The following is a 21,470-nucleotide window of genomic DNA, read 5'->3' as shown; positions in this document are numbered from 1 at the left end:
GCCGGGCTTTTTGTTTTGCGGGCCGGGAGTCCGAGCGGATAGTGGCGTCATGACGGTTGCCCCGCTTGGTGACTCCGCCGTTATGATCACGCTGGGTGAAAGCGTTGACCCGCTGATGGCGGCCCGCGTCCGCGCGATCGCGGCGGAAATCGAGCGTCATCCTCCAGTGGGCGTCACCGACGTTGTCCCGGCGTTCGCCAGTGTCGCGGTGTTTTTCGAGCCCGCGCATGCGCGTCCGTTCGAAGCGGTGTGCGCCGAACTGCAGGCGCTCGTTGACCGGGCCGAGGCCGCGGTCGTGGCCGTATCTGCACGCCGGGTGGAAATTCCGGTGTGCTACGGCGGTGACTACGGTCCGGATTTGCATGATGTGGCGGCGCGCGCACGCCTCACGCCGGCACAGGCCGCGGCGCTGCATGCCGGCGCCGAGTATCTCGTGCATGCCGTGGGATTCTCGCCGGGCTTTCCCTATCTCGGCGGATTGCCCGCGGCGCTCGCCACCCCGCGGCTGGCGACGCCTCGTTCGCGCGTGCCGGCGGGCAGCGTGGGCATTGGCGGCGGACAGACGGGCGTCTATCCGATTGCAACGCCCGGCGGCTGGAACCTCATTGGCCGCACGCCGCGCGCGCTGTTCGATGCGCGACGCCCCGAGCCGGCGCTGCTTCAGGCCGGGGATCGCGTGGTGTTTCGCCCGATCTCGGCGGACGACTTTGCCGCGCAGGCGGCGGCCGCGGACGTGCCGACGGAAAACGCCGCGGCGCGCCCCACCGGGTCGGGCATCCACGTGGTGCGGGCGGGAATGTTCACGACCGTGCAGGACGCGGGGCGGCGCGGACACCGTTCGCGGGGCGTGCCGCAGAGCGGTGCCGCCGATGCGCTCGCGTTGCGCCTGGTCAATTTGCTCGTGGGCAATCCGGAGGGGGCCGCGGCGCTCGAGTTCACGCTGGTCGGACCGGAACTGCGTTTTGATCACGACACGGTCGTGGCGATCGGGGGCGGCGACTTTGGCGGCGACGTGCCGCGCTGGCGTCCGATCGAAATTCGGCGCGGTACGACCTTGAAGTTCGGCGCGGCCCGTCACGGGTGCCGCGGTTATCTCGCGGCAGCGGGAGGAATCGACGTGGCGCCGGTGCTCGGCAGTCGCAGCACGTACGTGCGCGCGGAGCTCGGGGGCTTCCACGGCCGCGCGTTGCGGGACGGCGACGATCTGCCGGTGCCGGATGTGCAGCGGCACTTTCGCGATCACTGGCGGATCGACGAACGTATCCTGCCGTCGAATGCGCGCCCGGCGCGGGTGCGGGTGGTGCGCGGTGGTCACGCGGATCAGTTTGCGGGCGACTGGATCGCGCGGTCGTTCACCGTGAGCCCCCAGTCGGATCGCATGGGGCTCCGGCTCCAGGGCGCAGCGTTGGAGCGCCGGACAGGAGCGGAACTGGTGTCGGCACCCGTGGCGCCCGGCACGATTCAGGTTCCGCCGGACGGCCAGCCGATCGTGCTGCTGGCCGACGCGCAGACGATTGGTGGGTATCCGCGTTTGGCGCACGTGATCGCGGTGGATCTGCCGCGAATGGCGCAGTTGCGTCCGGGTGAGACCGTGACGTTCTGCGAAGTGTCGCTGGCGGAGGCGCGCGACATCGCCCTCGCGCAGGAGCGGGCGCTGGCGCTGTTGCGCGAGGGTCTTGCGCAGAAGCTTGCGTGAGGCGGCGGCATGGGTTCCGTGGTGGAAGCGTGGGCGGATGGCCCGCGTTTCCATTCATGAAGCACGTTGATCTCAATTCCGATCTGGGAGAAGGCGCCGGCCACGACGCGGCGCTGATGCCGTTGATCACCTCGGCCAACATCGCCTGCGGGGCCCATGCGGGAAACCTCGAAACGATGATCGAGGCCGTCGAACTCGCCGCCCGGCAGCACGTGCGGATCGGTGCGCATCCCGGCTATTTTGACCTGCAGACCTTCGGTCGCGAAGAGCGGGCCATTGCGCCGCGCGAGGCGGGAAATCTGGTGCTGATGCAGATTGAGCAACTCTACGAGGTCGCGGGCGCGCGGCTGCGGCACGTGAAACTGCACGGCGCGTTGTACAACCAGGTCTCACGGGACGTCGCGCTGGCCGATGCCGTGGTGGCCGATTTGGTGCGGCTCTGGCCCGACCTGATTCTCTTCGCCCTTTCCGGCAGTCCGCTGGCCCGCATCGCCAGTGCACGGGGACTGCGGGTGGCCGAGGAAGTGTTTGCCGATCGCACCTATCAGGCCGATGGCACGCTGACGCCCCGGAGTCAGCCGGACGCGATGATCACGGACGAGGATGCGATGGTCGCGCAGGTGTTGATGATGGTGCAGCGTGGAATGGTGCGCTCGGTGCAGGGAACGGAGATTCCCATCACGCCCGACACCGTCTGCCTGCACGGTGACTCGGACCGCTCGATCCGTTTTGCGACGCGGTTGAGGCAGGAACTCGCGGGTGCCGGAATTACGGTAAAGGCGTTCAGCGCGTGAGGCGCGCGGTGCGTTCGCGCCGCCCGGACGGATCGCGTCCCGGTTGGATTGCGGGAACAGTCGGCAGACGTTAAACGCGCGTGGACTCGATCGCGACGACGCACACGTCGTCCTCGAACTCCGCCTTCCCGCTGAACGCGTGGACCGTGGCCAGGAGGTGATCGCACACCGCGGAACCGTCGGCGCCGCGCATCGAAGCCAGGAGTTGCTGGAGCCCGGCTTCGCCGAACTGGTTGCCCGCGGCATCGGCCGCCTCGATGAGTCCGTCCGTGTAACCGAGCAGCAAGTCGCCGGGATGAAACTCACACTCGAGCCGCGTGTACGGGAAACTTTCCACGAGGCCGGTCGCCGGTTCCGGATCGGAGGGAGCCAGGCGCGTGGGGGCGGCATTTGACGCCCGGCGGATGAGGGGCGCCGGGTGGCCGGCGTTGGCGTACGAGAGGGTGCGCTTCGCGGTGTCGATGACGCCGAAAAAGGCGGTGGCAAAGACAGGCTGGCCGGTCTGCTCCACGATTGGCATCAGGCTGTGATTCACCTCGCCCAGCACGAAGGCGGGATCGGCGGCGCGCTCGCCCATTTCCTCGACGACGCCGCGAATGAGGGCGGTCAGCAGTCCGGCGCGGACGCCGTGTCCCATCACATCGCAAATCAACACGCCGCAGCGGGTGTCGGAGAGTTGCAGGATGTCGAAGAAATCGCCGCCGAGCGTCGTGGTTGGAATGTAGCGGTGCGCGAAGTGCAGCGCGCTCGTAAGGGACGACACGCCGCGGGGGAAGACCGGATACTCGCGATTGAGAAACGCCTCCTGGACCTGCCGCGCCATCTTCAGATCCGTTTCCATCTCGGTGCTGCGGCGGCGCAACTCCTCCTCCGCCTTCTTTCGCCGGGTAATGTCGTGACTGATACCGACGAGGCCGATCAGCTTGTTGCGGATGTCGAAGAGCGGCACCTTGGTGACGAGCGACCACCGCACGGAGCCCTCGGGCCCGAAGTCGGATTTCTCGTGGTTGAGAATCGGCGTACCGCCCTCGAGCACCTGGCGGTCGTCGATGAGGGCCTGGCGGCCGCGCTCACCGGGAAAGTAATCGATGGTGGTGCGCCCGACGGCGTCCTCCTGCGAAGGTGCGCCCAGCATGGCCAGATGCGCCTTGTTGTTGAGGACGTAGCGCGACGCGGTGTCCTTGACGTAGAGACGGCTCGGCAGGTGATCGATGATCGTGCGGAGAAGGTTGCGCTCCTCGGTGAGCTTTTCCTCCGCGTCCTTCGTGGCGGTGACATCGCGGGTCAGGCCAAAGGTGCCGACAATGCGGCCGGAGGCGTCGCGCCACGGCATCTTCGTCGAGGAGGCCCAGCCCTTCCGTCCGTCGCGCATCGTCAGGCGCTCGACCTGCGAGATCAGTGGCTTGCCGGTGCGGATGATCTCCTGTTCGTCGTGAAACGCCCGCTCGGCGTGCTCACGGGAAAAGAAGTCGAAGTCGGTCTTGCCGACGCATTCATCGGGCGACGCCGCGCCCAGCGAGCGCGCGTGGGTGGCGTTGTTGCGGACAAACCGGCTCTGCAGGTCCTTGAAGTAAATGCGGTCGACACTGGTGTCCATCAGGACACGCAGGATCGACGAATCGAGGGACTCGATCGGTGCCGGGTCGTGAGACGGGCTGGGGGACGCATCGCTCATGGAAGCCGACGACGTTGCAGACCCGTTCTTGCGCAGGCAACCTCCGTTGTTGGCGTTTGCCCGGCGCGTGAAAGCGGAAACGAAAGCGGACGAGGTGTTCGCGTTCCGGCCGGTCACTCCTTCACAATCGTGAACCAGTCGCGCTTCTCGCCCTTGTCGTTCAGGAAAATGAAATCAAGCTTCAGTCCGTCGACATCCACGACCGAGGAGCCGGCCTCGTTAAGGGAGAGGTAGAACGCGGGGTGGTTCAGCGGCACGGGCTTCGCACTCGCGTGGCCGGCGCTGCCGGTGACGACGTTGATGTCGCCGAAATGCGGCGTGCGGGCGCGGGGCTTGCGGTAGACGCCGTCGCCGTCGGCCCGGCCGGAGACGGATTGCTTGACGTGCTGTTTGGCGTCGAACGTCTGGCTCTTGCCGTAGTGACCGTCCATCAGCCAGGAACGCTCATAGACGTGGGAATGGCCGGTGAGGATCAAATCGACACCGCCCTGTTCGAGGACCGGCAGGAAGATGGCACGCATGTCGTTCATGCGGCCCTGGCTGTCGGAGTCCTTGTCCGAATCATGCGTGCCCTTCGTGTAGGTCGGGTGGTGGAAGAACGCGATGATCCAGTCCCGCTGGGTGGCGGCCAGATCCGCCTTGAGCCACTGCATCATCGGGCCGGTGTCGGTCCGATCCGAGTCGTGCGAGTCGAGGCACACGAAGTGAATGTTGGCGTAGTCGAAGGAGTAGTACGCCTCGGTGCCGGACATCACGCCGCCGGCCTGGGCCTGCGAGGGCAGGGTGAAGATGTCGTAGTAGACGCCCGATTGCGTGAGGGAGTTGGCGCTCTTGCCGTCGTGATTGCCCAAGGTCGACCAGACCGGGGAGGTGGCGAGGGTCTTCGGATACATCTCAAAAATGGCCTTCTGGTAGTCGGCGTCCGTCCCGTCCGGATACGCGTTGTCGCCGAGCAGCAGCCAGAGATCCGTCGCACGGTTGCCGGTGAACTTGTAATATACGTCGCGGACCGCGGTCTGCACCGCGTTCTTGGTGCCCGGATCGCCCAGCACCCAGATGCGGGTGGGTTTGGCGGGGCCGACCGGCGGCGGAGTGGTGAAGCTGTTGACCGGATTCTTTCCCGCGGCGTCTTCGCCGGCGGACTTCTTCTCGGCGTTTGCCGGCGGCACCGCCGCCGGTCCGATGGTGTAATAATACTTCGTGTTGGGTTTCAGGCCGGTGAGCGGGACGATATGCTCGGCGGTGACACCCTCGGCCTTGGCTGAGCTGGTGAGCTGGTTTCTCTCCAGTCCATAGCTGACGACGGAGCCCTCGGTGTTATCCGTGCGCCAGCGCACCACCATGCTGGTGGGGGTCGCGGATTGCAGATACGGACCGCGCACGATGGTCGTGGCGGCGTCGAGCAGGGGCAGAACGAGCAGAAACGATGCGATCAGGAGGCGACGGGGTGTGATCATGAGGTGGTCGTAGAGGTGGGCCGGACGGCGGTGATGCGGGAAAGTTCCTCGGCGAGTTTTACGGTCGGCGGCGAGGCGCGCAGCCAGTCGGGCAGGGCGGCAATCGCGGCGAGAGCGGCCGCATACGAAGCGCGCGCTTCCTGGATTCTCCCGGCGCGGGCGAGCACGTCGCCGCGCCGTTTGAGCCACGACTCCTTGCGTTCGGAGCGATCGGCGAGTCCGTCGATCCGCGCGACCGCGGCATCGACCGCCCCGAGCGCGAGCTCCAATTCGAGTGCCCGCAACTGCAGCGAGAGGGCCGGTCCGATGCGTCGCACGCCGTCGTCGAGGCTGCGCACGGCTTCGGCGGGAGGAAGCAACGCGGCGCGTTCGAGAAAAAGTTCCGGCGCAGGTGTTGCCACCAGAGTGAGCACGCCGTTCAGATCCGCGACCGCTGCGTCGCGCTGGCCAAGACGGGCCTGGGCGCGGGCCCGCACGAGCAGTGCATCCGGATCCGCGGGCGCGCGTTGGAGCGCCACGTTAATCAGGGTGAGCGCGTCGGACGCATGCCCGGTGGCAAGGGCGAGGAGGGCGCGCGCTCGATCAAGCCGGGGATGATGCGGGGAGAGTTCTGCGGCCCGGAGGAGATTGGCCTCGGCTGCAATCCAGTCTTCGTGCGCGGTGTAAAGTTCGCCGCGCTCCAGGTAGAGCTCGGGATTCTCCGGCGTCGCCGCGATGCCTGCGTTCAAGCGGACGAGCGCCTCCTCGAGTCCGGGATGCGCCTGCGACGACAGCGTCGCCAGGGCCAGAACGGAGAGAGCGAGGACGGGGCGAAGCACGCCCCGCACTGAGAGCAAACGACTGGTTGAAGGCAACTCCGGGTCCCGGTGACGCACGAAAGTTACAATCCGCGCCGGCTCAGGTGTTGAAGCGGAACAGCGCGACGTCGCCGTCGGCGAACACGTATTCCTTGCCCTCGAGCCGGTACTTGCCGGCATCGCGCGCGGCCGCAACGCTGCCGAGGGTGGTGAGGTCCTTGTAGGAGACGATTTCCGCCTTGATGAAACCCTTCTCGAAATCGGTGTGAATGACGCCCGCGGCCTGCGGCGCTTTCCAGCCCTTCTTGATCGTCCACGCCCGCACCTCTTTTTCGCCGGCGGTGAAATACGTCTGCAGGCCGAGCAGGTTGTACGTGCCGCGGATGAGCGACGAGACGCCGGAATCGTCGACGCCGAGATCCTTGAGAAACGCCTTCGCTTCGTCGGGCGGCAGGTCGATGAGCTCGGACTCAATCTTCGCGCTGATCGGAACGTAGGCGGCGTCGTGATGGGTGCGGACATATTCCGCGACCTTTTGCACGAACGGATTCTGCTCGGCGGTGGCGAGATCGCTCTCCGCCACGTTGCACGCGAACAGCACGGGCTTCGCAGTCAGCAGCTGGAACAGTTTCATGAGCGCCTTCTCGTCGTCGGTCGCGGCGAGCGTGTTGGCGGTCTTGCCGGAATTCAGGTGCGGCTCGAGTTTCTGCAGCAGCGCGACCTCGATGATGGCCTCCTTGTCGCCCGACTTCGCTTTCTTCTGAGTCTTGTCGATGCGCTTGCTGACGGCGTCGAGATCCGCGAGCACGAGCTCCGTCGTGATGACCTCGATGTCACGCACCGGATCGATGCTGCCCATCGTGTGCATGATGTCGGTGTCCTCAAAGCACCGGACCACCTGGACGATGGCGTCGACTTCGCGGATGTTGGCGAGAAACTGGTTGCCAAGGCCTTCACCCTTGCTCGCGCCCGCCACGAGGCCGGCGATGTCGACGAACTCGATCGCGGCGGGCACGACGACGTTGGTCTTGGCGATCTTCTGCAGGACGTAGGCGCGTTCGTCGGGGACGATTACCACTCCTACATTGGGATCGATGGTGCAAAACGGATAGTTTGCAGCCTCGGCCTTGCGCGAGCGCGTGAGGGCGTTGAAGAGAGTGGATTTGCCCACGTTGGGCAGGCCGACGATGCCAGCTTTGAGCATAAGAGGATCGAAGAGAGCGGCGCGATCCGGTGCTTGACAAGCTGATTGTGGACCGGTGTTGTCGTCAGCTTTTCCAAGCAAGAATCGCTCCGCAAAACATCTGACATGGCTCTCAAAATCCGTCTTACCAAGGTTGGTTCCGTGCACCAGCCGCTTTATCGCGTTGTGGTCGCTGAAGCGCGTTCCCGTCGCGATGGCGCGGCGGTCGAGAACCTCGGCACCTATCGCCCCGGCGACAAGGGCAGTCCGATCAACATCAAGCTCGATCGCGTCGATTACTGGCTGAGCAAGGGTGCTTTGCCGACGAACACGATGCACTCCATGATCAAGAAGGCGCGTCGCGCCGCAGGTGCGAAGTCGGAAGCTCCGGCGGTCAGCGCCTGATCAGCTCCCACACAAACACGGAGGCATACAGGCCTCCAACGACGTAAACCTCGGAATTCAAATTCCGGGGTTTTTGTTTTCTGTGCTCCCCGTGTTCGTGATCAACTTAATCCCATGCCGCTCGCGATCGACGTCCTGACGCTTTTTCCGCGCATGCTCGACGGCATTCTGGCCGAGAGCATTCTGGGCAAGGGCATCGAGGCCGGGCATCTCAGCGTGCGAGTTCACGACTTGCGCGCGTGGTCGACGGACAAACATCGCACGGCGGACGATCGCCCGTTTGGCGGCGGCGCCGGGATGGTCATGAAGCCGGAACCGGTGTTCGCGGCGATCGAGCAACTGCAGACTCCGGGCTGCCGGAGAATTTATCTGACGCCCGACGGCACGCCGCTTTCGCCGGCGATCGCGCAAACGCTGTCGCGCGAAAAGCACCTGATTTTCCTGAGCGGACACTACGAAGGGATCGATCAACGGATCCGCGACACCATCATCGATCAGGAGCTTTCGATTGGCGATTACGTGCTGACGAACGGCACCTTGGCGGCCGCCGTTGTCATCGATGCGCTCGCGCGTTTCATTCCCGGCGTGCTCGGGGAGGAAAAGTCATTGACGCACGAATCCTTCACCAGCAAGTTGCTCGACTTTCCTCAATACACGCGTCCCGCCGAATTTCGGGGCATGTCAGTTCCCGAGGTTTTACTCTCGGGCAACCATGCCGAAATCGAAAAATGGCGAGCCGCGCGCCAGCTGGAAAAGACCCGTCAGGTCAGACCCGATTTACTCAACTAACTCACTGCCATGAACCCGATCATCAAAGAAGTCACCGCATCCCAGGTGAGAAAAGACATCACGTCGTTCAAAGTCGGCGACGGTGTGCGCGTGCACACGAAGGTTCGCGAAGGCGACAAAGAGCGCGTGCAGGTGTACGCCGGGATCGTGATTGCGCGTAAAGGCGCTGGCATCCAGGAGACGTTCACCGTCCGCCGCCTCAGCTACGGCGAGGGCGTCGAGCGCGTTTTCCCGGTGAATTCGCCGAACATCGAGAAGATCGAGGTCGAGCGCGAGTCCGAGCCGATGCGCGCCCGCCTTTACTACCTGCGTCGCCGCACCGGCAAGGCCGCTGTCGCGATCAAGGAAAAGGATCGCGCCGCCGAGATTCACGCCGCCAAGGTCGCCGCTGCGGCGAAGTCGGCCCCCGCCGCCAAGCCGGCGGCTGCGAGCGCCAGCTGAGTTCAGCTCAATCGTTACATTTCAAAAGCGAGTCCCCTTCCGGGGCTCGCTTTTTTCATGTCCCGGTGGCTTCAGGCTGCCTCACAACTTCCAGAATCAGTAGGGGATTGATGAACGTGGTTGGTCCTGATTCGTCCTCGTGGATGATGTGGCCCTGTACGGTAACATTTAGGACATCTGGATTTCCGACGTGATGTACTTTGCCGTTTGCCAGCACGAGCGAGAAGGGCGCAAAGGGGGTAGCGTGAAGAAGCTCCTTCAGGTGTTTGGGATTCACTCGGCGAAGTTTGACGCGCTGGGCCCGGGTCGTCAACCGCTGGACGCATGACAGAGGAATCGTTCACCTACCCAAATTCGGGCTTTCCCGCCGGCTCGGTGCGGTCTACGGCTAGGCGGAATTTTCCCATGACGCTGCAAACTCATCTCCTCGCCAAGGCTGCCAGTCAGGCTCGCGGTCTCGCCATCGACGCCGTCCACGCCTGTTCCTCCGGCCATCTCGGCCTGCCCTTGGGTGCCGCTGAAATCGGCGCAGTGCTGTACGGTCACGCGCTCGTGCACAATCCGGAGCGTCCCCGCTGGATCAATCGCGACCGCTTCATCCTCTCCGCGGGCCACGGCTCGATGTTCCTCTACAGCTGGCTCCACCTGAGCGGCTACGATCTCTCCCTCGATGAGGTGAAGCATTTCCGCCAGCTGCACAGCAAGACGCCCGGGCATCCGGAGTTTCACGAAACGCCCGGCGTGGAGTGCACCACGGGCCCGCTCGGCCAAGGCATCGGCAACGCGGTCGGCATGGCGCTCGCCGGCCAGATGGCCGCGGCGCGTTTCAACACCGCCGAGCACCCCATCTTCGATTATCACGTCGTCTGCCTCGCCGGCGACGGTTGCATGCAGGAAGGCGTCGCCATGGAGGCCGTCGCGTTCGCCGGCCACCAGAAACTCGACAACCTGATTCTGATTTACGACTCGAACGACGTCACCCTCGACGCGATGGCGGACAAGACGCAGAGCGAAATGGCTGCGCTGCGTTTCAAGGCGATTGGCTGGGACGTCCAGACCGTCGATGGCCACGATCTCGCGGCGGTCTTGAAGGCCTTCAACAGGGCTAAGAAGACCAAGAGCGGAAAGCCGCAGCTGATCATCGCGAAGACGATCATCGGCAAGGGCATCGCCGAAGTTGCCGGCACGGCCAAGGGCCACGGCGAGGGTGGGGCGAAATTCTCCGACTCGGCCCGCGCCGGTCTGGGGTTGCCCGCCGATCAGCACTTCTTTGTGAGTGACGACGTGCGCGGCTATTTCGCGGCGCACAAGGATCGGCTTATTCGCGCCTGCAACAAGTGGTCGCGCACCTACAAGGCGTGGCGCGAAGCGAATCCGGACAAGGCGGCGCTGCTCGACTCCGCCGCCGTGGCGCCGGTGGCGTCCGCGCTGCTCGAAAAGATCCCGGCGTTCCCGGCGGATGCGAAGCTGGCCACGCGTGCGGCGGGTCGCGACGTCCTGCAGCCGCTCGCGGCCGCGCTCCCGCTGCTGATCGGCGGCAGCGCTGATCTCTATGGTTCGACGCTGAACTACATCGCGGCGGACAAGGATTTCGACGCGTCGAATCGCTCCGGTCGCAACGTGCGTTTCGGCATTCGCGAACACGGCATGGCCGCCATCGCCAACGGCGTCGCCTACGACGGTCTGTTTCGACCGAGCGTCGCGACGTTCCTGGTGTTCGCCGACTACTCGCGTCCCTCGATGCGCATCGCGGCCCTGTCGAAACTCCCGGTGATCTATGTCTACACGCACGACTCCGTCGGCGTCGGTGAGGACGGTCCGACCCACCAGCCGGTCGAGACGATTTCCGGCCTGCGCGTGATCCCGAATCTCGATGTGATCCGCCCTGCGGATCCTGAGGAGACGGCCGGCGCGTTCGCCGCCGCGCTCGAACGCACGGACGGTCCCACGCTGCTCGCGCTCACGCGGCAGGCGTTGCCCACCCTGAATGACATTCCGCTGCAAACGCGTCGCGAAGGTGCACTCAAGGGCGCGTACGTCGCGGTGAAGGAGACGGCTACGCTCACGCACATCCTGATCGCGACCGGCAGCGAAGTGCAGCTGGCGATTGCCGCGGCGAAGACGCTCGGCGCCGGCACGCGCGTGGTTTCGATGCCGAGCACGCAGCGTTTCGATCGTCAGTCCGCCGACTACCGCGAGAGCGTCCTGCCGGCGTCCTGCCGCAAGCGCGTCGCGGTCGAGGCGGGCGTGACCGTGCTCTGGCACAAGTACGTCGGTCTTGACGGCAAGGTCGTCGGTATCGACCGCTTCGGTCTCAGCGCTCCGGCCCCAACCGTCTACAAGGAACTTGGCATCACGGCCGACGCCGTGGTCGCCGCTGCGCAGTCGCTGTAAGGTCGGCGTTGCTGCCATCCGGCGGCGGGCGCTGCCCGCTGCCGGCGCGCGAAATGCTTCGCGCAATCGCTTCTGCCCCGGCGGCAGCACAAGGTGCGACCATTCGGGCGGAGCAGGGGTTTGGTCCGTAGTCACTGCTCACCTGGCTTGCGCGTCCCTGGCCTCCGACTTGCCCGCGGATAAGTTACACTCGTTCCCCGTGAAGGGCGGCCACTGTACCGCTAATAGGCAAAGGTCGGGCTTGCAGTTGTCGTTAGGAGCCTAACTATCTGCCGCCTTACTTTATTTCATGCCACTGCTCATGCTCAAGGATCTCCCTCGCTACGAATGCCTCCTCGAGGCGGCGCGGGAATTTCCCGACCTCGATCCTTCCGCGACCGAGGTGTTCCTGAATCTGCTGCGCACGGGTGACGAGGCCTTTCGCGCCGTCGAGGCGCATCTCGCGCAGCATGATATCACGCAGGGCCGTTTCGGCGTGCTGATGGCGCTGTGGGCGTGCGATGGCGCCGCGGAATGCGGCGCGACGCTCAGTCCCGCGGTGCTGGCGGAACGCACCGGGGTCACGCGGGCGACGATCACTGGTCTCGTTGACACCTTGGAGCGTGACGGGCTGGTCTCGCGGTCGCCGGATCCGGAAGACCGGCGCATGCTCTCCGTGGGGCTCACCGCTCGCGGCGAAAAACTGCTGCGCAAGATTCTCCCTTCGCATTTCCGGCAGATGGCCTGGCTGATGCAGCCGTTGTCCGAGAGCGAGCGGAAGACGCTCGTCCGGCTCCTGACCAAGGTTCTCCAGCGCGCGGCCGAGGTGCCGCCGACCGCGGCATCGTCCGCTCCCGTCCTTTCCAGTGCTCGTTGATCGTCGTAGTTCGTCCCACACCCACTCCCTCGTTCCCATGCTCAAGAAAGTCATCATCTACACCCTGACCGTGATTGGTCTGGTCCTCATCGTGCTCGCCCTCGGCGGCACCAAAATTCTCCAGTTCAAGTCCATGGGCGCCGCTGGTGCCGCGTATTCGCCGCCGCCCGAGATCGTGACGGCATCGCCGGTCGTAGAGCAGGCGTGGGAAAAGATCCTCACGGCCACGGGCTCGGTCGCCGCGGTGCAGGGCGTAACGGTCGGCGCCGAAATGGCCGGCAAGGTCGAAAAGATCGCGTTTGTCGCGGGCGCCACCGTGGCCGCGGGCGATCTGCTCGTGCAGCTGGATGTTTCCAACGAACTCGCCCAACTGCGCTCGGCCGAGGCCGCGTCGGATTTGGCGAAACTGAATCTTGATCGCGCCAAGTCGCTCCGGGAAAAGGATTCCAACTCCGCCGCCGATCTCGACATCGCGAACGCGCAGGCGAAGCAGGCCGCGGCTGCGGCGGACAGTCTGCGCGCCATCATCGCCAAGAAGACGATCCGTGCGCCGTTCGCCGGCCGGCTCGGGCTGCGGCTCGTGAACCTCGGCCAGATCCTCAAGGACGGCGAGGCCATCACCACGCTGCAGACAATGGATCCGATCTATGTGAACTTCTCGCTGCCGCAGCAGCGCCTTTCGGCCATTTCGGTGGGCGACACGGTGCGCGTCGCGAGCAACGCCCTCGCCGATGAACTCATCGCCGGAAAGATCACCGCGATCGCGCCCGAAGTGGATCCCGCCACCCGCAACGTGCGCGTGCAGGCCACGCTCGGGAATTCAGCCGAGCGCCTCCGGCCCGGCATGTTCGCGACCGTCACGATCGTGCTGCCGGAAAAATCCACGAACCTGATTATTCCGGCCACGGCGATCCTTTACGCGCCGTACGGCGACTCGGTGTTCGTGGTCGACGAGAAGAAGAACGAGAAGAGCGGCGCGATGGAGAAAGTCCTGCGCCAGCAGTTCATCCGGCTCGGGCCCGCACGCGGGGATTTCGTGACCGTGGAAACCGGTCTCAAAGTCGGGGAAACGGTCGTGACCACGGGCGCCTTCAAGCTGCGACCCGGCATGGCCGTCGTGATCGACAACAAACTCGCTCCGGATGCGAAGCTCGCGCCGAAGCCCGACAATTCGTGAAGCGCTCCAGCGCCCCGTGCAACGTCCGCGCGACTGAAAGCCGCCCATGAAATCTTCCTTTACCGACCTCTTCATCAAACGCCCGGTGCTGGCGATCGTGGTCAACCTCGTGATCGTCATCGCCGGACTCCAGGCCTGGCGCTCGCTCAACGTCCGGCAGTATCCACGCAGTGACAACGCCACCGTCAACGTCTCGACGGTCTACGTCGGCGCGAGCGCCGAGCTGGTCCGCGGCTTCGTCACGACGCCGCTGGAGCGCGTCATCGCCGCCGCCGACGGCATCGACTACGTCGAATCCAAGAGCCTCCAGGGATTCTCGTTCATCAGCGCCCGCCTGAAGCTGAACTACGAGCCCACGAAGGCGCTGGCGGAAATCAGCGCCAAGGTGAACCAGGTGCGCCAGGATTTGCCGCCCGAAGCCGAAATTCCCTCGATCAGCGTCGTCTCCGCGGACTCCCAGTTTGCGTCGGCCTACCTGAGCTTCGCCTCGGATATTCTCACGCAGAGTGAAATCACCGACTATCTCGTGCGCGTGGTGCAGCCGCGTTTGTCCGCGGTCCCGGGCGTGCAGCGCGCGGAAATTCTCGGCGCGCGCACATTCGCGATGCGCATCTGGCTGAAGCCCGATCGGATGGCGGCGCTGAACATCAGTCCGTCGCAGGTGCGCGCCGCGCTCGCGGCGAACAACTATCTCGCCGCCGTCGGCACCACCAAGGGCTCGTACGTGCAGGTGAATCTCACCGCCAACACGGATCTGCACTCGGCCGAGGAGTTCAAGCGCCTCGTCATCCGGCAGCAGAACGACACCACCGTCCGCCTCGAGGACGTTGCCGACGTCGTGCTCGGTTCCGAGGACTACGACACGCAGGTCCGCTATTCAGGCCAGACCGCGGTCTTCATGGGCATCTTCCCGCTCCCGCAGGCCAACACGGTCGACGTCGTGAAACGCGCCCGCCTCGAACTCGAGGCCATCAAGAAGGACCTGCCGACGGGCCTTGCGGCCCGCATCGGTTACGACGCCTCCGAGTACATCAGCAACGCCATCCACGAGGTCACGGCCACGCTGATTGACACGCTCGTGATCGTCGTGGTGGTGATCTTTCTTTTCCTCGGCTCCTTCCGCTCGGTGATCGTGCCGATCATGGCGATTCCGGTGTCGCTGATCGGCGGCATCTTTCTGATGCAGATCTTCGGTTTCACGATCAATCTGCTGACGCTCCTTGCCATCGTGCTTTCAGTCGGTCTCGTGGTCGACGACGCGATCGTCGTGGTTGAAAACGTCGAACGCCATCTGCGCGACGGCATGACCCCCACCGCCGCCGCCATTCTGGGCGCGCGCGAACTCATGGGGCCGGTCATCGCGATGACCCTGACGCTGGCAGCCGTATACGCGCCCATCGGATTGCAGGGCGGCCTGACCGGCGCGCTGTTCCGAGAGTTTGCACTCACCCTCGCCGGGGCGGTGACCATTTCCGGCATCGTGGCGCTCACGCTCTCACCGATGATGGCGGCCAAGCTGCTGCGCAGTGCGGCCGACGAGGAACGTGGCTTCGCCGGCTGGGTGAATCACCGTTTCGATGCGCTCCGCCGTTCCTACGGTCGCGTGCTCGACGGCACCCTCGCGCACCGGCCTGCCGTTTACATCGTTTGGATTGTCATCACGGCGCTCACGCCGGTGATGTTCAAGTTCTCGCCGGCCGAACTCGCGCCGGCCGAGGATCAGGGCGTCATCTTCGGCATTCTCACCGGCTCGGCGAATGCCACGACCGATCAGAAGGCGATCTACGGCAAGGCCGTCGAGCAGGCCTTCCTGTCCACCAAGGAAGTCGACCTGAGCTTCCTGCTCATGTTTGGCGGTGCGGCGGGCGCGGTCAGCGGCGCCGACGGCTTCGGCGGCATGGTCGTCAAACCCTGGACACAACGCGATCGGAGCGTCTTCCAAATCATGCCGGAGTTGCAGGGGAAACTCAGCACGGTCACCGGCATGCAGGTGTTCGCCACCACCCCATCCGCACTGCCCGGCGGCAGTAATTTCCCAGTGGAATTCGTCATCGCCTCGACACAGGACGCCGAGCGCCTGCTCGAGTTCGCGGAGAAGATCCAGCAGAAGGCGGCGATGAGCGGCGTGTTCGCGTTTCCCCCGCTGATCGATCTCAAGGTCGATCAACCGCAGGCGGAAGTCGTCATCGACAAGGAAAAGGTCGCGACGCTCGGCCTCAATCTGTCGCAGGTCGGCGCCGATCTCAGCGCGGCGCTTGGCGGTAATTTCGTCAACCGGTTCAACATCGCCGGCCGCAGCTACAAGGTGATCCCGCAGATCGCCCGCGCCGAGCGTTTGAATCCGGAGCAGCTTCGCGACCTCTACGTCACGGGCCCGAACAACCAGCTCGTTCCGCTGAGCACGATTGCGACGATCAAGAACAAGACGGTGCCGCGCTCGCTCAATCGTCTGCAGCAGCTCAACGCCGTGAAAATCTCCGGCGTGACGACCCGCACGCTCGACGAGGCGCTCAAGGTGCTCGAGGCCGCCGCGCGCGAAGTGCTGCCGCCCGGCTGCGTCATCGACTACACCGGCGAATCGCGCCAGCTGCGCACGGAGGGCAACAAGTTCCTCCCGGCGTTCATCCTCGCCGTCGTGCTGATCTTCCTGGTGCTCGCCGTGCAGTTCAATTCGTTCCGCGATCCGCTCGTCATCCTCGCCGGCTCCGTGCCGCTCGCGATGTTCGGTGCGCTCGTGTTTACCGTCTTGAAGATGCCGAATCCGAACATGCCGTTCTGGACGAACGGCTGGACGACCACGATGAACATCTATGCGCAGGTCGGCCTGGTCACGCTCGTCGGCCTGATCGCGAAGAACGGCATTCTGATCGTCGAGTTCGCCAATCACCTCCAGGAGCAGGGCAAGTCGAAGATCGAAGCCGTGCGCGAAGCCACGCTCACGCGCCTGCGCCCGATTTTGATGACGTCGGTGGCGACGGTCGCGGGACACTTTCCGCTGACGCTGGTGTCGGGAGCTGGCGCCGCCGCTCGTAACTCGATCGGCTTGGTGCTGGTCGGCGGCATGGCGATCGGTACGATCTTCACGCTGCTCATCCTGCCTTCCATCTACGTGCTCATCGCCCGCGACCACTCGCTCAAAACGGTCAAAGAGACCGACGCCGCCACCGCGGTGGAAGGTGAGCCGGTTCTCGTCAAGTAACTCACACGCTCATGAAACTTGCCCGTTATCATTTCTCGCCGGTGGCCTCGTTCGCAGCGCTCACGCTGACGTGCGCCGTGGCCCAGGCCCAGCCGGCCGCCGTGCAGCCGGTGCCGGACTCGCTCGATCTCAAGACCGCGATCTCGTACGCGCTCGAGCACAACTTCGCGATCCGCCAGGCGCGCGAACGCATCAAGCAGCAGGAAGGCATCGTCGTCGAGGTCTCCGCCCGCACGATTCCCAACGTGTCCGCCGATGCGGCGTACCAGCGCAACGATCGCGACATCTCGAACAGCTTCCCGGCGAGCGACCAGGGCTGGCAGATCAATCTGACGGCGTCCCAAGCACTCTACGCCGGCGGCGGCATTCGCTCTGCGGTCAAGAGCACCCAGCTGGCGCGGGATGCCGCGATGCTGGATCTCAAGGCGGTCATCAACGAGGCGCTGCTTCAGGTGCGCGTCTCGTTCTACCGCGTGCTGCTGGCCCGCGAACAAATCAAGGTGCAGGAGTCCAATCTCGAACTGCTCAAGCAGCAGCTCAAGACCTCGACCGACCGTTATGAGGCCGGCACGGTTTCGAGCTTCGAGAAACTCCGGGCCGAAGTCGCCGTGGCCAATGCCAAGGTCCCGCTGATCACCGCGGCAAACGATTTCCGCCTCTCGATCGAAAGCCTTCGCCAGGCGCTGGGCTTCACGACCAACACGGCGGAGTTTGCGCGCAAAGTGCCGGAGTTTATCGGCTCCCTCGAGTTCACGCCGCAGAAGTTCGACCTGCAGGCGGCGTTCGACTCGGCCCGGGTCAACCGGCCCGACCTCGAGCGCATCGCCAAGCTCGCAGACTCGCGCGCGGAGTCGGTCACCACCGCGGGTTCGACGCGTTATCCGAACGTCGCGGCTTTCGGCGGCTACACGTTGCGTCGCGGCAGCACGAATAACTTCGGTGACTCCAATCACGGGTGGCTGGTCGGCGTGCAGTCGCAGTGGGACATCTTCGATGGCCGGGCGACGGCCGGTCGCGTTGCACAGGCGAAGTCGCTGCTGGAGCAGACGCGGCTGACGCTCGAGGAGGCGCGTCTCGCCGTCGATGTCGAGGTGCGCCGGGCCCATTCGCAGTGGCAGCAGGCCACCGAGCTGGCCGAGGCGTCCACCCGCGTGGTCGAGCAGGCCACCGAGGCGGTGCGTCTCGCGAACGCCCGCTACAATGCGGGCACGGGCACGCAGCTTGACGTCCTGGCCGCCCAGGTTGAGCTGACCACGGCCCGCAACAACGAGATCCAGGCGTTCTTCAGCTACAACGTCGCTGTGGCCTCGTTGCGCAAAGCCATGGGGCAGGCCGACGAATTTGTTACCAAGTAAGTGTCGCCGGCAGGGCGGGCCGGTTTAAAAAACGGCGGCGGGGTTGAGTGTGGCGTTCAAATTTTTTCCGCAACCATCTCAGAAACCCGCCCTGCCTGTTGGTGTCGTTTTTGCCGTCCATGCAACGTTTCCGGCTTCCTCTCATCGCTTTCGGTGCCCTCGTGGTGGCGCTGGTCGTGATCGTGGCGGTGGCGTTCACCTCCTCGTTTCAGACGTGGGCGGCGCGGCGATTCATCGCCGGCCAGCCCGGACTGCGGGCGACTGTCGGCCAGGTGTCCGCCGGGTTGAGCCGGGTGGAGGTGACCGAGGCTCGTTACGAGCTCACCGAGGGCGTCCTGACGATTCCGCGGCTCGCGGTGGAGCTCCCGGTGTTTGCCGCGGGTTGGAATAAGAAGGTGCAGATCTCCCGTCTCGTGGCCAAGGGCTGGACGCTCGATCTTTCGGCTCCGCGCCCGCCGGCCGCGCCCGCTCTGACCCCAGCGGTTGGCCCTCAACCGCCAGCACCGACCGACGGTACGCCCTCCGCCGTTCCCGTCGCGCCGCCGGCCTCGTCAACGGCCTCGCCGGCCAGCGTGGCCGCCCAAGCGTTTGCGGGGATCTTTACTCGGCTTGATCTGCCGGTGGATCTTTCCGTCGAAAGTGTGTTGCTCGAAGGTGAGGTGAAACTGCCGGAGGGTCGCGGAACGGTGCGAGTCACCGTCCAGGGCGGAGGTTTGGGTGTCGGACGCGAAGGGCGTTTCGATCTTACGGCCGACGCTGCGTTGCGGGATCCGGCCGTCGAGACGCTCACCGTCCAAGGCCGGTTGGCGGCTGCGATGGCGACGCCGCGAACATTCAACCGCGTTTCGGCACAATTGAACGCCTCGGCCCGCGGGCCCCAGTTTCCCGCCGGCGTCAGCCTGCGCGGCACGAGCGCGGCGGCGCGCACGGACACGGGCGAAACGTATTCCGTGGCGTTCGTCAGCGACGATCGCGAACTCGTCAACGTCACCGCCGACTTCCCGCGGCAGGGGGCAAAGCTCACGGGCCGTTGGAAACTCGACGCGCGCACGGCGGACGTGAGTCCGTTCACCCTGGGCCAGCCGCTGCCGGAGTTCTTCGCAGTGGGCGAGGGGGCCTTCGATACCGATCCGCGCTTCGAGTCGCTGCACGCGCTCGGCCAGTTGCGCTGCACTGCGGATCGGCTCCAGGTGTTTCGTCCCGAGCTGGCGGCGCTGGGCGAACTCGGACTGGCGGCGGAATTCGATGTGGCCGCCCACGGGGGGACGTTCGCGGTGCGGAAACTCGAACTGGCGGTGAGTGCCTTGGAAAAGAACGCCGCGGCCGAACGCCTCGCGAACGCGCGCGTGCCTGGCAGCGGCCGGCTGGTGGCCACGGTGCGCACGCTGCAGCCCTTCGACTTCACGCCCGGGACGGGCGAACTCAACGCCGCCAATCGCACCATTGATCTCGTCGGCGTCGTGCTGCACGGCGTGCCGCTCGCGTGGGTGAAGCCGTTGCTCCCGGAATTCGAGCTCTCCGGCGGCCACCTGCGCGGCGAACTCGCTGCGACGGCCCGCGGCGGTGGCGTCACCCTGCACTCGACCGTGCCGTTGACCGTCGACGGCGTCGCACTCGCCCAGGCAGGAAAGCCTCTCCTCCGCGCCATCGACCTCAGCCTCGCCATGACGGCGGACTACACCCCGCAGGGCTGGCAGGCGGAACTCAGCAACGTCACCGTGACCTCCGGCGGCGCGAGCCTGCTCTCGCTCAGTGCGAAGACCGGCCAACTCGCCGGCAAGGATCGTTCCGTGAAGGCGGCCGGCCGCGCCCGCGTGAATTTGCCCGCCGCCCTCGCGCAACCGGCGCTGGCTGGCAAGGCCACGCTGGCGTCCGGCGACGCCGCGATCGATTTCGTCGTCAGCCTCGGCGAAAAGAAGGAACTGCAGGCAACCGTCGCCCTGACCCAGCTCACGACGCCGGCTCCGGCCGGGGCCGTGCGGCTGCCGGCCCTCTCGTCGAACATCCGGGCCGATCTTGCGGCCGACGGCCGCATCGCGATCAACGCCCCGATCGTCCTCGATCACGAGGATCGGAAATCCGACTTGAACCTGATCGGCACGATCGATCCGGAGAAGAACAAGTCGCGCGCCATCGAGGCCGAAGTGACGAGCGCGTATCTGGTCATGGGAGACGCTCGCCTTTTGGGCGCCCTGCTGCCCTCCGCCGCGACCCCGGTGCCTCCGGTGGCGCCGGCGGCCGCGCCCACTCCCGCACCGGTCATCGCGGCTCCGTGGTCCGGCCTGCACGGCACAATCGCGCTCCGGCTGAAGCAGGTCATCTATTCGGATACGTTGAGCGCCAGCAATGTCACCGGCCGGCTGCGGCTCGACGCCGGCATGATTAAACTCGAGGGCCTGCAGGCGGGGCTGGGAGAGTCGGGCCGCGCTCACGTCAGCGGCTCGGTGGCGTTCGAGGCGTCGACCTCGCCCACCTACACGCTGGCGGCTGACGTCGCCGTGAAGGAGTTCGATCCCGCGCCTTTGTTTCGCGCCAGCGGAACGGATGCTGCCGCCACCGTGGAGGGCAAGTTCGATGTCACCAGTCGCGTCTCGGCGGTGTCGCCAACGCTCGGCGGGCTCGCCGACGGCGCGGGCGGCAGTTTTCAACTTACGAGCAAAGGCGGCGTGTTTCGCGGCCTGCCGGTGAACGTCAGCACGATTGCGGACACGACGAGCAAGTTCGCCGCGTTGATTGCCTCGGCCGGAACGGCGATCAGTGCGATGACGGGCAAGAGGGACTACGCCGACGTCGCCAACCGCGCCGAGGCGGTGGCCGAACTGGTTCGCGGCCTGAATCCGATCCGCTTCGACCAGCTCAGCGTCGTCCTCGCCCGGGACGAGGCCTGCAACACCACGCTGCGTGACTTCACGCTCATCTCCCCGGAGGTCCGGCTGTCGGGCGCGGGGGTGGCCGTGCACCGGCAGGGCACCGCGTTGCTCGATGACGCGCTCACCATGGAATTCACGCTGCGGGCACGGGGACGCCAGGGGGATCTGTTGAAATATCTGGGCGCGATTGAAGCGCAGACCGACGATCTCGGTTACGCGACGTGCACCGTGCCGCTCAAGGTTGGAGGCACCGTGGCGCGGCCGGAGACGTCGGAGCTCAATCTCAAGCTCACCGCGCTCGCGATCGAGAAATCAGGCCTCAGCGAATTTGCGACCGAACTGCTGAACCGCATTCGTGGCGGAAAATAGCCGCCGTTGGTCG

The 21,470-nt window shown here is 65.4% G+C and carries 16 protein-coding genes; 11 read left to right on the top strand and 5 right to left on the bottom strand.

The genetic code is table 11. The features are described 5' to 3' along the window. Positions 1-49 precede the first annotated feature (49 nt). Positions 50-1,696: a 5-oxoprolinase subunit PxpB gene (gene pxpB, locus ACLJEU_RS17395; RefSeq protein ID WP_414660240.1), complete on the top strand. Its 1,647-nt coding sequence runs from the start codon at positions 50-52 to the stop codon at positions 1,694-1,696. Positions 1,697-1,752: 56 nt separating this feature from the next. Further along, positions 1,753-2,490 (top strand): LamB/YcsF family protein, encoded by a 738-nt coding sequence (locus ACLJEU_RS17390; protein ID WP_414660241.1) that lies wholly within the window; start codon positions 1,753-1,755, stop codon positions 2,488-2,490. 70 nt (positions 2,491-2,560) lie between these two features. On the opposite strand, the gene ACLJEU_RS17385 is transcribed toward ACLJEU_RS17390, so the two are convergent. From ACLJEU_RS17385 to ychF, 4 genes are all read right to left on the bottom strand, one after another. Further along, entirely contained in the window at positions 2,561-4,165 is a 1,605-nt protein-coding gene (locus ACLJEU_RS17385; protein ID WP_414660242.1) for a SpoIIE family protein phosphatase, read from the bottom strand. 113 nt (positions 4,166-4,278) lie between these two features. Next, entirely contained in the window at positions 4,279-5,622 is a 1,344-nt protein-coding gene (locus ACLJEU_RS17380; protein WP_414660243.1) for a metallophosphoesterase, read from the bottom strand. After that, the gene (locus ACLJEU_RS17375; RefSeq protein ID WP_414660244.1) at positions 5,619-6,440 is read right to left on the bottom strand and encodes a tetratricopeptide repeat protein; all 822 of its coding nucleotides are present in this window, start codon (positions 6,438-6,440) and stop codon (positions 5,619-5,621) included. Before ACLJEU_RS17375 ends, ACLJEU_RS17380 begins: the two co-directional genes overlap by 4 nt. A gap of 79 nt (positions 6,441-6,519) precedes the next feature. Next, positions 6,520-7,623 carry a redox-regulated ATPase YchF gene (gene ychF, locus ACLJEU_RS17370; RefSeq protein WP_414660245.1) on the bottom strand — a complete coding sequence of 368 codons (1,104 nt, stop codon included), beginning with the start codon at positions 7,621-7,623 and terminating at the stop codon, positions 6,520-6,522. A 105-nt stretch (positions 7,624-7,728) separates the two neighbouring features. Here ychF and rpsP point away from each other — a divergent pair, with 105 nt between their 5' ends. The 3 genes from rpsP (at position 7,729) to rplS (ending at position 9,237) form a co-directional block, all read left to right on the top strand. Then, a complete protein-coding gene (gene rpsP, locus ACLJEU_RS17365; protein WP_414660246.1) occupies positions 7,729-8,007 on the top strand; it encodes a 30S ribosomal protein S16 in 279 nt (92 codons plus the stop codon). Between the two features lie 114 nt (positions 8,008-8,121). Beyond that, positions 8,122-8,796 carry a tRNA (guanosine(37)-N1)-methyltransferase TrmD gene (gene trmD, locus ACLJEU_RS17360; RefSeq protein WP_414660247.1) on the top strand — a complete coding sequence of 225 codons (675 nt, stop codon included), beginning with the start codon at positions 8,122-8,124 and terminating at the stop codon, positions 8,794-8,796. 9 nt (positions 8,797-8,805) lie between these two features. Continuing rightward, positions 8,806-9,237 (top strand): 50S ribosomal protein L19, encoded by a 432-nt coding sequence (rplS, locus tag ACLJEU_RS17355; protein WP_414660248.1) that lies wholly within the window; start codon positions 8,806-8,808, stop codon positions 9,235-9,237. Between the two features lie 55 nt (positions 9,238-9,292). Here the strand turns inward: rplS and ACLJEU_RS17350 are convergent, their stop codons facing one another. Continuing rightward, on the bottom strand, positions 9,293-9,514 hold the full coding sequence (locus ACLJEU_RS17350; protein WP_414660249.1) for a hypothetical protein: 222 nt from the start codon (positions 9,512-9,514) through the stop codon (positions 9,293-9,295). A 128-nt stretch (positions 9,515-9,642) separates the two neighbouring features. Here ACLJEU_RS17350 and tkt point away from each other — a divergent pair, with 128 nt between their 5' ends. From tkt to ACLJEU_RS17320, 6 genes are all read left to right on the top strand, one after another. After that, the gene (tkt, locus tag ACLJEU_RS17345; protein WP_414660250.1) at positions 9,643-11,631 is read left to right on the top strand and encodes a transketolase; all 1,989 of its coding nucleotides are present in this window, start codon (positions 9,643-9,645) and stop codon (positions 11,629-11,631) included. A 289-nt stretch (positions 11,632-11,920) separates the two neighbouring features. Continuing rightward, positions 11,921-12,487: a MarR family winged helix-turn-helix transcriptional regulator gene (locus ACLJEU_RS17340; RefSeq protein WP_414660251.1), complete on the top strand. Its 567-nt coding sequence runs from the start codon at positions 11,921-11,923 to the stop codon at positions 12,485-12,487. 37 nt (positions 12,488-12,524) lie between these two features. Next, positions 12,525-13,664 (top strand): efflux RND transporter periplasmic adaptor subunit, encoded by a 1,140-nt coding sequence (locus ACLJEU_RS17335; RefSeq protein ID WP_414660252.1) that lies wholly within the window; start codon positions 12,525-12,527, stop codon positions 13,662-13,664. A 46-nt stretch (positions 13,665-13,710) separates the two neighbouring features. Continuing rightward, positions 13,711-16,863: an efflux RND transporter permease subunit gene (locus ACLJEU_RS17330; RefSeq protein ID WP_414660253.1), complete on the top strand. Its 3,153-nt coding sequence runs from the start codon at positions 13,711-13,713 to the stop codon at positions 16,861-16,863. 11 nt (positions 16,864-16,874) lie between these two features. Further along, positions 16,875-18,218 (top strand): TolC family protein, encoded by a 1,344-nt coding sequence (locus ACLJEU_RS17325; protein WP_414660254.1) that lies wholly within the window; start codon positions 16,875-16,877, stop codon positions 18,216-18,218. 119 nt (positions 18,219-18,337) lie between these two features. Next, the gene (locus ACLJEU_RS17320) at positions 18,338-21,457 is read left to right on the top strand and encodes a hypothetical protein (protein WP_414660255.1); all 3,120 of its coding nucleotides are present in this window, start codon (positions 18,338-18,340) and stop codon (positions 21,455-21,457) included. Positions 21,458-21,470 lie beyond the last annotated feature (13 nt).

It is taken from the genome of Terrisphaera buseokensis, from assembly GCF_047521145.2.
Classification (GTDB): Bacteria; Verrucomicrobiota; Verrucomicrobiia; order Opitutales; family Opitutaceae; genus ER46.
This window is presented reverse-complemented; position numbering and strand designations above follow the sequence as displayed.

What these genes read in the sequence shown, in the direction of transcription:
- ychF (WP_414660245.1), bottom strand. Translation starts at nt 7,623, where the DNA reads ATGCTCAAAGCTGGCATCGTCGGCCTGCCCAACGTGGGCAAATCCACT.
- ACLJEU_RS17335 (WP_414660252.1), top strand. Translation starts at nt 12,525, where the DNA reads ATGCTCAAGAAAGTCATCATCTACACCCTGACCGTGATTGGTCTGGTC.
- pxpB (WP_414660240.1), top strand. Translation starts at nt 50, where the DNA reads ATGACGGTTGCCCCGCTTGGTGACTCCGCCGTTATGATCACGCTGGGT.
- ACLJEU_RS17380 (WP_414660243.1), bottom strand. Translation starts at nt 5,622, where the DNA reads ATGATCACACCCCGTCGCCTCCTGATCGCATCGTTTCTGCTCGTTCTG.
- ACLJEU_RS17385 (WP_414660242.1), bottom strand. Translation starts at nt 4,165, where the DNA reads ATGAGCGATGCGTCCCCCAGCCCGTCTCACGACCCGGCACCGATCGAG.
- rplS (WP_414660248.1), top strand. Translation starts at nt 8,806, where the DNA reads ATGAACCCGATCATCAAAGAAGTCACCGCATCCCAGGTGAGAAAAGAC.
- ACLJEU_RS17390 (WP_414660241.1), top strand. Translation starts at nt 1,753, where the DNA reads ATGAAGCACGTTGATCTCAATTCCGATCTGGGAGAAGGCGCCGGCCAC.
- tkt (WP_414660250.1), top strand. Translation starts at nt 9,643, where the DNA reads ATGACGCTGCAAACTCATCTCCTCGCCAAGGCTGCCAGTCAGGCTCGC.
- ACLJEU_RS17325 (WP_414660254.1), top strand. Translation starts at nt 16,875, where the DNA reads ATGAAACTTGCCCGTTATCATTTCTCGCCGGTGGCCTCGTTCGCAGCG.
- ACLJEU_RS17340 (WP_414660251.1), top strand. Translation starts at nt 11,921, where the DNA reads ATGCCACTGCTCATGCTCAAGGATCTCCCTCGCTACGAATGCCTCCTC.
- ACLJEU_RS17330 (WP_414660253.1), top strand. Translation starts at nt 13,711, where the DNA reads ATGAAATCTTCCTTTACCGACCTCTTCATCAAACGCCCGGTGCTGGCG.
- rpsP (WP_414660246.1), top strand. Translation starts at nt 7,729, where the DNA reads ATGGCTCTCAAAATCCGTCTTACCAAGGTTGGTTCCGTGCACCAGCCG.
- ACLJEU_RS17320 (WP_414660255.1), top strand. Translation starts at nt 18,338, where the DNA reads ATGCAACGTTTCCGGCTTCCTCTCATCGCTTTCGGTGCCCTCGTGGTG.
- trmD (WP_414660247.1), top strand. Translation starts at nt 8,122, where the DNA reads ATGCCGCTCGCGATCGACGTCCTGACGCTTTTTCCGCGCATGCTCGAC.